Origin of the sequence: Paenibacillus tianmuensis (genome assembly GCF_900100345.1) — a bacterium.
In the GTDB taxonomy this organism is placed as follows: Bacteria; Bacillota; Bacilli; order Paenibacillales; family NBRC-103111; genus Paenibacillus_G; species Paenibacillus_G tianmuensis.
Genome location: NZ_FMTT01000002.1, coordinates 125,411 through 138,791, shown reverse-complemented (window position 1 = coordinate 138,791; position 13,381 = coordinate 125,411). Strand labels below are relative to the sequence as shown.

Sequence of the window (13,381 nt, the reverse complement as noted above, 5' to 3'; positions counted from 1 at the left end):
GGACGTATTCCATGAAATACGAAGCTTCGCTTGAGCGCTTGGACAGACCAACGATGCGTTTCACCCGAATGACACGTGTGATAAACAATACTCCTTATTATAAACCTACTGCCGGAGAGGGGCAATACATGAATCGTTAAAACTATATTATTCCTGTTGTAGAATTTAACAAGATAGGGTTTAGTTCCTATTTTCATGGGCAGGGGAGTCTAGTATACTGTTAGATTGAAATCACATTGGGTAGGACGGTGCCAAGTTGCTTACTCCAGCTCTCGATGAGCAGGCCTCCATTTCCGAAGAAATCGAAGACATGCGGGAACAGATGGTAAGTTTAGGAAACCAGTTCGGGTTCATGCATCCGGAAGTGCAGCACTGCAGCAGACAATTGGATCAATTGCTGCTTCGTTATTATGAAGCCGATAAAACGGACAGCCGCAAATGAGGCAGCCCTTGAGGACCGAGGCCGGAAGGAGTATACTTCTATATAGAAGTACATTTTCGAGCAGGTAAGGGAGGCATGGCGATATGATTAAAATCAGCGAAACGGCTTGCGATAAAATTAAAGAAATGCTCGCGGCGGAGGAAGCAGCTCCGAATCTGTTCTTGCGCGTAGGCGTCAAGGAAGGCGGTTGCAGCGGCTTCTCCTACGGGATGGGCTTTGACGACAACGAGCAGGAAGGCGACAAAGTCATGGACATCCACGGGCTGAAGGTCGTCGTGGATGAAGAGAGCGCCAAATATTTGTACGGCGTGGAGATCGATTTCCAAGACACCGGCATCGGCGGCGGGTTCAGCATTCATAACCCGAACGCGGTAGCCACATGTGGCTGCGGCTCCAGCTTCCGCACGAAGCCGGAAGAAGAAGTGCTGGCACAGCCTTGCGAGGATTGAGGCACGGTTGGTCCGTACGAAATGAACGATAACAACCCGAATTTTTTCATTTATGGGTTGCGAACTCCGTACCTCCTGACGTTATTCTTCGGAATACAACGTTGGGAGGTTTTTATTTTGAAGCTTAAAAACATGTATGCAGTACATACAAAAAAAGTGTGCTGCTCGGAGGTGTTGGTGGTCGGGCGCTGGTCTGCCGGTGATTACCTTCGGTGGCACACGCGATTTGAAGCCAGGTAGTTAGGGCAACTTCTTCATAAATTTCCTTCAAAATTTTGTTGGAAAATCCGATATATATGGGAGTAACCGATATAAAAGGAAATCAACATGTGTAAAGAGGGGAGTATTGAGATGTTTAATCGCAACAAAATTGGTTTTTTGATTGGAATGGCCGTTGTATTGCTGTTCGTCAGTTCCGGATGTGCAAAAGAAAAAACCGATGAGGAAAAGCTAGCCGAGGCCATTCAGAAATCGATTGCGAACTCTGCTAATAAGGCGGATGCTTCTACTAAAAAGGAAGAGCCTACAGTGGAATCAAAACTAGCTGAGATTGACAGGTTTATAACCGTGAATGTTTGGAACGAAGGATTCGTAAACATCGGTTCGTACAAAAGTAGAGGTACCAGCGCCACAGGCAAGGAGTTAGACATAGATTTCACAATTGAACGACTTGGTAAAGCGATGGAGAAGAAAGCGGAATATGATGCTTATATAAAGGGATTGGATGCGAAGTATGATAATGTGAAGCAAGTATGGACTAAACTATCGAGTGAAACCGATAACTTGTACAAACAACTTAAGGAAAATAAGCCCCAAGCCAATGACAAGAGTTATAAGTTTAATACGGGATTATTCGAGCAGTATAGTGACGCTTTTAAAGATGATGTACAGGCGTTGAAGAAGAAATAAATTTCAGGACGAAGCCGAAGCAAAGAGCACTAGGCTTACGAGGATTCAGTTGCTAAATATTTTGAAACAAATATAGACGATAGCCTTTCAGATTATTCCGATCGGCTGCCGTCTTTTTCGTCTTGGATAGAAATTAATAGATTAATATCGTCGATTTGCAGGGCATCTGCAATTTTATCGATCACGGTACGCGGAAACATTTTATTGATATCGCGGCAGAGCTCGGAAATGGTCGCTTCTCTAATCCCCGTTATTTGTGCAAGCTCTTTTTGTTCCATGCCTCGTTCTTCAAGAATCGCTTTCAGATTGCAGCGCACTTTTCTCATCAATATCCACCTCAAATAGAAGTATACAAAAAACAGAGAAGATAGAAAAAAATGAAATATTGAAAATTACGAAATTCGGAATTATTATAAAAGTAATAAAATTACGAAAAACGTAATTACATTAAAGGAGCTCTGACATCACATCTCATCACTTCACCGGTAGTAGGCATCCGATGTTGTGTGGCTTCATCTTTGGTACTTCTGCGGAACGAACGCATTAAAAGAACAATAAGGAGTGGCAGAACATGTTGAAGAGGGTAACCCTTGTTCTCGAAGCGGGCGAAAATGATTTTGAACTTACAGATGCATACTTGACGCCCGACGAATCGCACGCATTTTTTATTTTAAACCATATTGTTCATTATACCATGGCTTCCCGGACGCAAAATCATCGAATTTACGTGGAGTGCGGTGCCAAATTAAATTTAGGCAAGACGCATAAAGGAGAAATCGCTATTTTCGATCTGCACGAAAAGCTCCATGCTATGACTGCTTACGAACTTCTGAATTTCCATGTGCTCCATGATGCAGATAAACTGAGCCTTATTCGTTGAAGATGGACTCTCTTGGCATAACTTGGCACGACGGCCAAAAGCTGACGACGGATGACGAGTTTTCACACTCAACAACATCCTCGAACCGGATTGGCGCTTCGTTGCTCAAATAACCATTTTGTAGTAATATCAGAACAGGTGTTTGTTACCGGGGGCGTGGAAGACGCAGCGCTTCGTTCGATTTGGAGAGGAGGACGAATATGCCGGTAATCAGATCCGAATTGTACATAGAAGCGCCGATTGAAACCTGCTTCGATCTGGCGCGAAGTATCGACGTTCATGCCCAATCGACTTCGCAAACGAAGGAAAGAGCGGTCGGCGGAGTCATGAGCGGGTTGATTGAGCTGGGGCAGACGGTAACGTGGGAGGCCGTCCATTTCGGCATCAAGCAGCGGTTGACCGCGAAAATAACGGAATTTGAGTTGCCTTTTTATTTTGTGGACGAGATGGTCCGGGGCGCGTTCAAGCGGTTTCGGCATACGCATGAGTTCTGCGCCGTCGATTCGGGAACGTTGATGATTGACGAATTTGATTACACATCGCCATTAGGGCCTCTTGGCAAGCTGGCGGACCGGATGTTTCTGGAAGCGTACATGAGAAGTTTTTTGCTGAAACGAAATCTCTACATTAAACAGCTGGCGGAGAAGCAAGCCGCATGAATGCCCACCCATGCAAAAAGCGGACGATCCTGTACAAGGAGTCCGCTTTTTTACCGTGGTTGATGGTCCGGCTCACTGTTTGGCGTAGACATGCAGGTACTCGATATATTCATGCACTAGCGCTTGCAGGGCTTCCGCCTTTTGCTCAAGGCTGCCACCTTCGCCGAAGGCTTGCCGAATCGCTTCGACGTAGGCTCGACCCTGTTTTTTTCCCGGCGCGTATGCGCGGCCGTAGTCGTCCAGATAACTCGGCAAAAAATAACATTCCAATACGTTTATCGCCAACTGGTAGTCCTCTTGCGGATTCGAATCCGACCAAGTCTTCAGCTTGTCATACAAGGCGCTTAGCGTAATAAGGCCGAGCCGATACGTTCTTCGCGCAAATTCAAACGCCTGCGGGTCGATCTCCCCGCGCTCGAACTGCTTGAAGTTTTTTTCGTCCAGCAAGTACAAAGCCCCGCCCCATTCGGAAGCAAATTTCAGCCAAAAGTCGGCGTCCTCCCGTCGGATCGCAATCGTTTGAAGCTCTTCGAATACGATATCCGGGCTGTCGGTGAGCTTGGCTTTGGCTTCCGTCTTCGGCGAGTCTCCTTCAAAATTCAGCACATTGGCATTCACGTGACTGCTCCTATCTAAGCATGGGTTTATTCCGCGGTTCCTGCCGTAGTTGGCAGCGAACGTGCGAACGGATACTTCATTGTATCATATCCGCATCCGCCGGTTAAATCCTAAACGCCAATGGCTGGGGTCGAACCGACAGCTTGACCTTGCTTGGCTTATGCTTCTGCAGCAGCGTCCACATGAGATGCCGGCCAATCGGGTTGGCGCTGTGAATAATAATTTCTTTTGCATACAGGTTCTTCTCGACCATATATTTGACCAAATCGTAGCCGCTGGCTTTACCGAGGCCCAGATCATGATCGAGCGACAGGATGTTAACCGATCCGGCCGTCATCAAATCGATACACTGCTCGACTGACCTCGCCAGCGTAAAACCTTTCGGGCACGGACGCAAGTCATCCAAATACACGTTAATCATATGCCATCGCCTCTCTTTGACTTCCAGCATACGCACCGCACGTTTAGATTGCTTGGACTGCGGCACAGCCACAGCGCGCGTTTATCCCGCGAACGCCAAAAACGCCACTTCTTGTTCGAAGTAGCGTCCGCACGCAGCATGGCAGTTATCGTTCCAGCAGAACTTGAATGCCTTTGATCACGTTCCAGATCGTTACGACGAAATACAAAATCAGGCTGAGCACGCCCAGAAAAATCGTGGAGGTGACCGAGATCGTCGCTATCCAGATGATGAGGAAGAAGAGCAGCGAGAAGAACGGCAAGATGTGCGAGAGAAGCGCTTTTTTGGCGTGTTCGCGGACCCAGCCGTCGTTGGTGACGAAGTAGACGACAACCGGTACAAGAAATCCGGCGAAAAATATGCTGAAATAACAAAACGAAGCGATCAGCTTACGTGCCTCCACGGGGATGCTCCCTTCTTCGTATATCAAAATCCATCACTACATAGTTTCAACCGACGGAGGGACGATTAAACAATAAATGACAAGATAATCCTTAAATTACCCTATTATAGTCAAAATGGAGTAAAATGGTCTTTTCCGATCATATTTTTTTATCGCGAAAAACGGTACGCTGCTTGTGTATAACTTTGTCCACACTATACACCCCGCCAATGACGTATATTCGACACTTATTAACATAATACTCACAAGATATGCACAATTCTATGTGGATAATGGAACGGTTGTTCTAATTTTGGGCACATGTTAATATAATTTTACATTACAGGATAAGGTGAGTTGTTCCATGAAACTGATCAGTAATGAGATTTTAGTGGACTCCTATTTCAAAGCCGTCGATTTGAAACTCGAAGAAGATTTTGTCGAATTGTTGTTAGACGAGATCAAGAGGAGACAAATCAACTTAGATTACTACAAAGAAGGTGAAGCCCAGGTCAGCTGACCGGGCTTTTTTTCTTTTATGTGGAAAGCGATTCCCCTGTTAAAAGTCAAAAAGATCGCTTTTGTTAGGAACAGAGCGATCTTTTCGGCTAAAGCAAATATAGATGAAAGTATTTTTACAATTTCATGTTGCTGCTGTGGCCCGGGGACAGCTTAGCTGTCGGATCGATATACACCTTCGCGTTATTGATGGCGGTTGGCGCTTCGCCGAAACCGACGGCGATGAGCTTCAGCTTGCCGGGGTACGTCGTAATGTCGCCTGCCGCGAAAATGCCGGGCACGTTCGTTTCCATCCGCGAGTCGACGATGATGGAGCCGTTGTCGATGTTCAGTCCCCATTCGGCGATCGGGCCGAGGGAGGAGACGAAGCCGAAGTTGATGATCACAGCATCGACATCAATGACGCGTTCTTCGCCCGTCTTGCAATGGGCAAGTACGACTTGCTCGATTTGGTCGCGGCCTTCGAGCTTCTTGATTTCCGTCGGAGTGATAACTTCCACCTTGGACTTCATCAGGTTCTCGACGCTGTGCTCATGCGCGCGGAATTTGTCGCGGCGGTGAATCAGCGTTACTTTCTCTGCGATCGGCTCCAGCATCAGCGCCCAGTCTACTGCAGAATCGCCTCCGCCGCTGATCAGTACCTTTTGGCCTGCGAAGCGGTGAAGATCGCTGACGAAGTAGTGCAGGTTTTTCTTCTCGTATTGCGCAGCTTCTGGGAGTTCGAGCTTTCTCGGTTCGAACGCGCCGACGCCGCCGGTAATGATGACCGCTTTAGATTGATGCACGCCTTTGTCCGTCGTCACTTCGAACAGACGCTCGTCTTTTTTCTCCACTTTCAATACCTTTTCTTCCAGGCAGATGGAGAGTGGGAAATGCTTCATTTGCGCTTCCAAATTATTAACAAGCTCTTGCGCCGTTACCTTCGGAAAGCCGGCTACGTCATAGATGTATTTTTCCGGATAAAGCGCTGCAAGCTGACCGCCCAGTTGTGGCATGCTTTCAATCAATTTAACGGAAGCTTGGCGCATTCCTCCGTAAAACGCCGCAAACATCCCTGCCGGGCCGCCGCCTACGATAATAATGTCGACGATTTCGCTGCTCATGGTGGGTCAAACACCTCCGAAACATAGTAAGGTCCATTCTAATTATAATCGTACGGCCACGACATTGAAAATATAAATAAGACTTTTCAATGAGTGATATAATTAATTAGCCTGATAAAGTTTTTATATGGCAAAAGGCAGCAGCCGAAGGAATCGAGGGGATACCTTAGTTAGTCTGGCGATTTTCCTGGGTTTTTAATCAAAATAAAACTTGCTATTTGCTTCGTATCATTATATTATTGCATTTGAATTGGTTAAAACTGTTGGTATAAATACACATCATTTGCTTATATTTTCAAACGCCGGAGGGAACCTTATAGGAAGAAAACCATTTTTCGGCGTCGCTTGTGTAATTTTTCACAAACAGTTTTCAAACTCATATACTATATAGAAAAATATGTGATGGAAGGGATAGAACCATGAGTCGAATTCCAAGAATAGTCATTTTAGGCGCAGGCTACGGCGGGATCGTAACGGCTATTCGGTTGCAAAAAGAGCTGAATTATAATGAAGCTGACGTCACGCTCGTAAATAAGCACGACTATCATTACATTACGACCCATCTGCATATGCCTGCCGCAGGGACGGATAATCCCGAAAATGCACGCGTGAACATTCTGAAGTTGATCGACGAGTTCAAGATCGATTTCGTGAAATCAACCGTCGTTCAAATTCGGCCGCAAGAGAAAAAAGTCATTCTGGAAGAGGGCACGCTCTCTTACGATTACTTGGTTATCGGCTTGGGCGGCGAACCGGAAACGTTCGGCATTCCGGGGCTGAAAGAAAATGCGATGAATATTCGCTCCATCAACAGCGTTCGCTTCATCCGCGAGCACGTAGAGTACCAATTTGCGAAGTTCAAGCGCGAGCCTTCCCGTACGGACTATCTGACCTTCGTTGTCGGCGGCGCCGGATTCACCGGGATCGAGTTTGTCGGTGAATTGGCCGACCGGATTCCGGACCTGTGCAAAGAATTCGACGTGGACCCATCCCTCGTAAAAATATATAACATCGAAGCAGCCCCGACGGCGCTTCCGGGCTTTGACCCCGAGCTCGTCGAGTACGCGATGAACGTATTGAAAAACAAAGGCGTCACATTCAAAATCGCGACCGCGATCAAAGAGTGCACCCCGGACGGCGTCGTGCTTGCAACTGGTGAAGAGATCAAATCCGCTACCGTCATCTGGACAGGCGGCATTCGCGGCAACCATATGCTGGAGGAAGCTGGCTTCGAGACGATGCGCGGCCGCATCAAGGTCGACGATACGCTGCATGCTCCAGGACACGACAACGTGTACGTGCTCGGCGACTGTTCGATTGTGATGAGCCCCGAAGGCCGTCCTTATCCGCCAACGGCGCAAATCTCGATGCAGCAGGCTGATGTGTGCGCGCACAATCTGGTAGCGCAAATCCGCGGCTCCGAGCTGAATAAGTTCGAGTATAAGCCGAAAGGTACCGTAGCCTCTCTCGGACGCGGCGAAGCGATCGGGATCGTCGGCTCCAAGAAAATCAAGGGCGGTGCCGCGGCCGTGATGAAAAAGCTCATCGACCTGCGCTACTTGTATATCATCGGCGGTATTCCGCTCGTGCTGAAGAAAGGCCGCTTCTAGATCATGCGCAACTGTAGCATTCAGGTTCGGGGGCTGCTTACTCGGGAGGAGCTTGACCGATACAACGCCCTTCTCGATGTAGGTCATTACCTCGAATCGCAGAACCGTTACGACCTGTCGTATATCGTGCAGAAAGAAATCGACATCCTCATTCTTCCAGCTATCGAGCGGCTGAAGGAAAAATCGCGACAGCGCGACCGGGACACGGAAGAGTACTTGCGGCGCAAAGAGCTGGGACTCTTGGATGAAGACGACGAATAAACGAGCAAACCCTTGCAGCTTTCGTTTCGGCGAATGCCAGCAAGGGTTTTTTGAGCGGATTGGCCCGTTACAGCTTCAGCATCGAAGCCATTTTCTCTTGATTCAGCAAGTTGCCGACATAGAAATCGCCGAACTCCCCGAACCGGGCGCTCGTTTCGTCAAAGCGCATTTCATGAACGATTCTCTTGAATTGCAGCACATCGTCCGCGAACAGCGTAACGCCCCATTCCCAATCGTCCAGACCGATGGAGCCGCCGATGATTTGCTTCACTTTGCCGGCATAATTGCGGCCGATCATTCCGTGTCCGCGCATAAAGTTGCGGCGGTCTTCGGCAGGCAGCATATACCAGTTGTCGTTGCCCTCGCGCTTCTTGTTCATCGGGTAGAAGCAGATATGTCCCGCTTTCGGCAGGATCGGTTTCAGGCGCGCCACGACATCCGGGTCCTGCATCGGATCGGTCCCCGGCTTGGCCATATAAGCGCCGAGCTCGACCACGGAGACGTAAGAGTACGTCGGAATCGTCACTTGCGCGAACATGGATTTGTTAAATTCGGTTTCCAGCTCGTTCAATTCTTCCAGCGTCTCACGCAGATGCATGAAGACGAAATCGGCTTTTTGCCCGACAATGGAATAAAAGGCGGTGCTGCCTTGCTTTTGGTCCTCGGTGCTCTGATATTTGCCGAGCAGGGTGAACAGTTCGTCCTCGGCGCGCGCTCTTTCTTGAGCGGTCAAGCTTTTCCAGGCGTTCCAATCGATCGCGCGGAAATCATGCAAGCTATACCAGCCATCCAATGGATGTACGACTTCACTCATTAACGGACACTCCCTTTTTCCTTCAAAATGGGCACTGCTGCCAGCTGCTTGTTTTATTGTAGCGAAATCGGCCGCAAAGGGCAAATGCGGCTCCGTGACGAAACGGCAAACTTTTTGTGAACGGCTTCCTGGAAAAAATGCTATTACAATTCGGAGTCCGTATGCCGATGTACCTGTAAAAGGAGGCGTCCGTCATGACAAACCGTTTAACGCTAGGCATTTTGATGGGGACGCTCATCAGCATCCCGTTTTGGATCGCGGCGATCGGCTGGTACCGTTTTATCTGTTCTCTTTTTTAGCTCGCGTCTGTGATTTTTTTCATATTTCGTTCACAACGGCTCACTTTACCGCGCCTTCGTTTTTTTATACAATATAGGCATATGGAAAGGAGCTGTCCGCTTTGTTGCAATTGATCATCGTAACCGTGCTGCTGTTCGTTCTGTTTTTCGGGCTCGGTTTTATTCTAAACATGCTCATGAAAACGACTTGGTTCCCTATTTACGGATATATAGCGCTCTTGATCGGCTTGGTCATTTATTGGGGCTGGGGCACCGGCTCGCTCGCTTCGAATCTGGCCGAATATTCCTTCGCCGATTACGTCCCTGCCGTCGGCGGCCTGATCGGCGCCATCCTTAGCGGCTCTACGATCAAATCCCTTCGTGAAAAAGGGTTTAAAATGTTTTAATTTTTCGGGTTTTTGTTTTTGATTTTTGGTTTTGCTTTTTATTACTCTTTTTCAAGCAGGCTCTGCCGTTTGGCAGAGCTTGTGTTTTTTTGGGGGAATAGGGGGGGGAGCGGAGAGTCGTGTGACTGCCGGAGGCAGTCAGCACGACTCTCCGCGCAACTCCCCAATCCTCTGATCCCTAAAAACATACCCTGCCACCCCCCCAAAGCCTGCTTTTTCCTTCTACCCTCATTGTCGATTTGTGTGATAAAATGGAGAGTAAACACTTGAATCACGGATGGAGTTTTGACCGAATGCGGATAACGAATTTGCTGCATTTTTCCGAATATCACCGTTTCTATGTCATGCGGGATTTCGCTTTAAGCAGCTTGGATTACAAGATGATGGCCGCGGTATATCAGCCGATGATCGGCGCTTATGCCGTCAGCGTATACATGACGCTGTTTCAGCAGCTGCCTGCGGACAAAGTCGGGCATTCGGCAATGGAGCAGCAGCGCAAGTTGTTTCTGGCCCTGGAGCTGGATGCGAGCGAGAACGGACGGAAGCTGTTCATTGAACAGACTTCAAGGCTGGAAGCGGTGGGACTGCTCAAGACGTCGCGCCGGTTTGCGGCCGCTTCGGATGATTACGTGTACGAGTACACGCTGTTTGCGCCGCTGCCGCCGACGGAATTTTTCCGGAATCAGCATTTGACGCTGCTGCTGCGGGATAAGGTCGGCAAATATGCGGTGTTTGCGCTGCGGGACGAGCTGGTGCTGCCGGAAGCGCAGGAAGTGGCGGACGCCAATACCGAAAATTTGTCCGTGCCGTTCTACGAGCTGTTCCGTCTGAATACGCAGGTGATCGATCACGAGTTGGAGAAGGCGTTCTTCGAATCGGCGGCGGCGAAGCCTGCCGAAGCGAAGCCGGAGGTCATGTACAAGGGCTACCAATATGCGGAGATCATTATGCACTTTCCGCGGGAGTCGGTAAACCGGGACTTCGTGGAGCGGCTCAAATACGAGCCGGAGCAGTTGGCGACGATCAATTTTGTAGCGAAAAAGTACAACCTGTTTTTAACCGACGTATGCCGGCTTTTGGATGAAGACGGCGTGTTCGACGAGGACGGACGGATTGTGCTCGAGCTGCTGCAGCACAAGGCGAACCAAGTGTTCCGGCAGGACAAAAAGCGAACCGAAGAGCGGACGCGCCATATGGCGAGGATTGCGGATAAAACCGGCGAGACGGACCGCGCTAGCAAGAGCCCGGAACCGGCTGGAGACAAAATCGTCGAGATGGAATATTACCTCCAAGTGCCCGACCTGTTTCAAGGAGAATGCAACCAGCATCAATACAACTACATTTTGCGCAATGAGCCGTATACGTTTTTGCTGGAGAAGATATTCAGTCAAGGCTCCATACCGGACGGGCTGCTCGATACGCTGGCCAAGGTCGATTTGAACTACGGCCTGCGCGAGGAAGTCATGAACGTGCTGATTCATTACATGTATGTCAATAAGCGTTCCTGGTCGAGAGCGTCCATCGAATTCAGCGTCACGGACATGCTGGCCAAGCAGGTCGGCACGTTTGAAGAAGCGGTGCAGTACATCCGCGAGCAAATGAAGTATCAGGAGCAGCAGCGGACGCGCCGCAGCGCAGGCGCAAGCGGTGCGAGCGCTCCGGCCCGGGGAGGCCGGGGGCGACAGAAGCCGGTCATTCCGATCGTCAAGGATACGCCGGCAGCGAAAACGCTGTCTGCGACTGAGCGGGAAGCGCTCCGTAAAATGGCGCAGCAGCTCGACGGCAAGCTGTAATAGAGACGTAATCGTACTAGAGAAGTGTCAGCGATGCCCGGCTAGCAATCAATGGGGAGGTGCAGCGGATGGAGTCGCTTGGGGAACTTTTGCGGGGCGGTCAGGGACGTCAGTTGTTGCAGCAGGCGGAAAATAAGGTGCGGGAAATTGCATCCGATCCGCTGATCGTCAAGCTGAGAGCCAAACACCCGGAGCTCGACAGCAAGACGATCAAGCTGAATTTGAACAAGCTGCACCAATATATAACGGAATATAACAACTGCAACAATTGCCCGGGGCTGGACCGTTGTCCGAACGATATGGAAGGTCATTACACGATGCTGAACGTCGAGCCGGGGGACGATTGGACACGGGTGTATGATCAGAAGGTCGCATGCAAGAAATTTATCGCCAGAACGACGCAGGATGCGGTCCGCAGCCGGATTCGGAGCTTCTATGTGGACGAGCGGGCGTTGTCCCAAGGGTACTCGTCGCTCGAAATTTTCGATAAAGATCCGGACCGGGAAGAAGCGATCGGCCGGATTATGCAATACATCGTAACGATTCGTCAGCAGGGGCTACAGCCAACGGGCCTCTATTTAGCCGGTAACTTCGGAACAGGTAAAACGTTTTTGATGTGCTATTTGCTCTATGAGCTGGCAAAAGAAGGCTACAGCGGGGCTATCGTGTACATGCCGGATTTTGCCGAGGATTTAAAAACGATGTTCCAAGATCCGCTTAAGCTGAAGGAAACGATCGACGTCCTGAAAGAGACGGATCTGCTCGTCTTTGACGATATCGGAGCGGAGAATTTGAATCCTTGGCTTCGCGACCATGTGATGGGAGCGATCCTGAATTACCGGATGAACCGCAAGCCAACGTTCTTCACGTCCAATCACGATTTGGACGCGTTGGAGAAGCATTTCAGCTTTACCAGCAAGGACGGGGACGAGGAGTTCAAAGGACGGCGCATCATGGACCGGATTCGGCCGTTCGTGGACGTGGTCATGGTGAACGGGTATAACAAGCGCGGAGCGCATCCTGAATCCTAAAACGCATAAAAAAGCCTCTGCCGTCCTCCGGAAATGGAGATCAAGCAGAGGCTTTCCGCAACGGCCGAGCCATTTACTTCATCATAAGCGAAGCCGCTGTCGCGATGATACCGATCACGAGCAGGATGGCGAAGAACACGCCGAAGCCCGTGGCAACGTCGATAAAATCGTCCCGTTTTTCTTCATACACGTGCAGTTCGGGATTTCTTGTCGAGTCGTTCATACAAGGTTCCTCCTTCGGGTTGTGCCGGGCAAAGCCGCCTGACGGCACAGCTTAGGCAGCTTAGCGATACTCATATACGGTTAGTATACCCAAAGTCGCATTCTATTGTAAAGGATGTAAAGTGACAATTGTGCAAACATTGGCTCGGTTGAAAAAGGCTCTCGTTGTGGTATACTTTACATGTTGACATTATTTCCGCAAAAGGAGAAATTGAATCATGGCTATCGTTAATGCGTCTGACCAATCTTTCTCAACTGACGTAGAAGGATCTGGTACGGTTCTTGTAGGTTTTTGGGCTCCTTGGTGTGGTCCTTGCAGAATGCTTGCTCCTGTATTGGAGGAGTTGGATAAAGAAATCAGCGAAAGCGTGCAAGTCGTGAAAGTGAACGTGGACGACAACCCGGAGACCGCTTCCCGTTTCGGTGTAATGAGCATTCCGACGCTGATCGTGTTCAAAGACGGCCAGCCTGTCGATAAAACCGTCGGCTTCCAGAGTAAAGATGCGTTGAAAAACGTATTGAGCCGCCATCAATAATTTGGCAG

The 13,381-nt window shown here is 49.4% G+C and carries 19 protein-coding genes; 12 read left to right on the top strand and 7 right to left on the bottom strand.

The window, feature by feature from the left end; all coding sequences use genetic code 11:
- Nucleotides 1-256: 256 nt before the first annotated feature.
- The 3 genes from BLO51_RS02310 (at nt 257) to BLO51_RS02300 (ending at nt 1,800) form a co-directional block, all read left to right on the top strand.
- A complete protein-coding gene (locus BLO51_RS02310; protein ID WP_090666429.1) occupies nt 257-442 on the top strand; it encodes an aspartyl-phosphate phosphatase Spo0E family protein in 186 nt (61 codons plus the stop codon).
- Nucleotides 443-525: 83 nt separating this feature from the next.
- The gene (locus tag BLO51_RS02305) at nt 526-891 is read left to right on the top strand and encodes a HesB/IscA family protein (protein WP_090666427.1); all 366 of its coding nucleotides are present in this window, start codon (nt 526-528) and stop codon (nt 889-891) included.
- A 351-nt stretch (nt 892-1,242) separates the two neighbouring features.
- Nucleotides 1,243-1,800, top strand: a complete 558-nt coding sequence (locus tag BLO51_RS02300) for a hypothetical protein (protein ID WP_090666608.1) — start codon at nt 1,243-1,245, stop codon at nt 1,798-1,800.
- Nucleotides 1,801-1,892: 92 nt separating this feature from the next.
- Here BLO51_RS02300 and BLO51_RS02295 read toward each other — a convergent pair whose 3' ends face one another.
- On the bottom strand, nt 1,893-2,126 hold the full coding sequence (locus BLO51_RS02295) for a helix-turn-helix domain-containing protein (protein ID WP_090666425.1): 234 nt from the start codon (nt 2,124-2,126) through the stop codon (nt 1,893-1,895).
- A gap of 245 nt (nt 2,127-2,371) precedes the next feature.
- On the opposite strand from BLO51_RS02295, the gene BLO51_RS02290 reads away from it, so the two are divergent.
- Nucleotides 2,372-2,680 carry a hypothetical protein gene (locus BLO51_RS02290; RefSeq protein WP_090666423.1) on the top strand — a complete coding sequence of 103 codons (309 nt, stop codon included), beginning with the start codon at nt 2,372-2,374 and terminating at the stop codon, nt 2,678-2,680.
- Nucleotides 2,681-2,880: 200 nt separating this feature from the next.
- Nucleotides 2,881-3,339, top strand: coding sequence for an SRPBCC family protein (locus BLO51_RS02285; protein ID WP_090666421.1), 459 nt, complete (start codon nt 2,881-2,883; stop codon nt 3,337-3,339).
- 72 nt (nt 3,340-3,411) lie between these two features.
- Here the strand turns inward: BLO51_RS02285 and BLO51_RS02280 are convergent, their stop codons facing one another.
- The 3 genes from BLO51_RS02280 to BLO51_RS02270 all read right to left on the bottom strand — a co-directional run bounded on the left by BLO51_RS02280 (nt 3,412) and on the right by BLO51_RS02270 (nt 4,820).
- On the bottom strand, nt 3,412-3,957 hold the full coding sequence (locus tag BLO51_RS02280; protein WP_090666419.1) for a hypothetical protein: 546 nt from the start codon (nt 3,955-3,957) through the stop codon (nt 3,412-3,414).
- 103 nt (nt 3,958-4,060) lie between these two features.
- Nucleotides 4,061-4,450, bottom strand: coding sequence for a cyclic-phosphate processing receiver domain-containing protein (locus BLO51_RS02275; RefSeq protein WP_245719496.1), 390 nt, complete (start codon nt 4,448-4,450; stop codon nt 4,061-4,063).
- A gap of 73 nt (nt 4,451-4,523) precedes the next feature.
- Nucleotides 4,524-4,820, bottom strand: a complete 297-nt coding sequence (locus BLO51_RS02270; protein WP_090666413.1) for a magnetosome magnetite crystal formation protein family — start codon at nt 4,818-4,820, stop codon at nt 4,524-4,526.
- 343 nt (nt 4,821-5,163) lie between these two features.
- Here BLO51_RS02270 and sda point away from each other — a divergent pair, with 343 nt between their 5' ends.
- Complete coding sequence (gene sda, locus BLO51_RS02265; RefSeq protein WP_090666411.1) at nt 5,164-5,319, top strand: sporulation histidine kinase inhibitor Sda; 156 nt, start codon at nt 5,164-5,166, stop codon at nt 5,317-5,319.
- Between the two features lie 115 nt (nt 5,320-5,434).
- Here the strand turns inward: sda and BLO51_RS02260 are convergent, their stop codons facing one another.
- Nucleotides 5,435-6,421 (bottom strand): NAD(P)/FAD-dependent oxidoreductase, encoded by a 987-nt coding sequence (locus tag BLO51_RS02260; RefSeq protein ID WP_090666409.1) that lies wholly within the window; start codon nt 6,419-6,421, stop codon nt 5,435-5,437.
- Between the two features lie 419 nt (nt 6,422-6,840).
- Here BLO51_RS02260 and BLO51_RS02255 point away from each other — a divergent pair, with 419 nt between their 5' ends.
- Both BLO51_RS02255 and BLO51_RS02250 read left to right on the top strand, forming a co-directional pair.
- Complete coding sequence (locus BLO51_RS02255; RefSeq protein WP_090666407.1) at nt 6,841-8,031, top strand: NAD(P)/FAD-dependent oxidoreductase; 1,191 nt, start codon at nt 6,841-6,843, stop codon at nt 8,029-8,031.
- A 3-nt stretch (nt 8,032-8,034) separates the two neighbouring features.
- Nucleotides 8,035-8,292 (top strand): hypothetical protein, encoded by a 258-nt coding sequence (locus tag BLO51_RS02250; RefSeq protein WP_090666405.1) that lies wholly within the window; start codon nt 8,035-8,037, stop codon nt 8,290-8,292.
- Nucleotides 8,293-8,359: 67 nt separating this feature from the next.
- On the opposite strand, the gene hemQ is transcribed toward BLO51_RS02250, so the two are convergent.
- Nucleotides 8,360-9,106, bottom strand: a complete 747-nt coding sequence (hemQ, locus tag BLO51_RS02245; RefSeq protein WP_090666403.1) for a hydrogen peroxide-dependent heme synthase — start codon at nt 9,104-9,106, stop codon at nt 8,360-8,362.
- Between the two features lie 400 nt (nt 9,107-9,506).
- Between hemQ and BLO51_RS02240 the strand changes: the two genes are divergently transcribed.
- From BLO51_RS02240 to dnaI, 3 genes are all read left to right on the top strand, one after another.
- On the top strand, nt 9,507-9,791 hold the full coding sequence (locus BLO51_RS02240; RefSeq protein WP_174551183.1) for a YuiB family protein: 285 nt from the start codon (nt 9,507-9,509) through the stop codon (nt 9,789-9,791).
- A gap of 293 nt (nt 9,792-10,084) precedes the next feature.
- Nucleotides 10,085-11,584 (top strand): replication initiation and membrane attachment family protein, encoded by a 1,500-nt coding sequence (locus BLO51_RS02235; protein ID WP_090666398.1) that lies wholly within the window; start codon nt 10,085-10,087, stop codon nt 11,582-11,584.
- A 68-nt stretch (nt 11,585-11,652) separates the two neighbouring features.
- The gene (dnaI, locus tag BLO51_RS02230; protein WP_090666397.1) at nt 11,653-12,615 is read left to right on the top strand and encodes a primosomal protein DnaI; all 963 of its coding nucleotides are present in this window, start codon (nt 11,653-11,655) and stop codon (nt 12,613-12,615) included.
- A gap of 73 nt (nt 12,616-12,688) precedes the next feature.
- Here the strand turns inward: dnaI and BLO51_RS02225 are convergent, their stop codons facing one another.
- Entirely contained in the window at nt 12,689-12,838 is a 150-nt protein-coding gene (locus BLO51_RS02225) for a YqzM family protein (protein WP_090666394.1), read from the bottom strand.
- 217 nt (nt 12,839-13,055) lie between these two features.
- On the opposite strand from BLO51_RS02225, the gene trxA reads away from it, so the two are divergent.
- Complete coding sequence (gene trxA, locus BLO51_RS02220) at nt 13,056-13,373, top strand: thioredoxin (RefSeq protein ID WP_090666392.1); 318 nt, start codon at nt 13,056-13,058, stop codon at nt 13,371-13,373.
- Nucleotides 13,374-13,381: the final 8 nt, after the last annotated feature.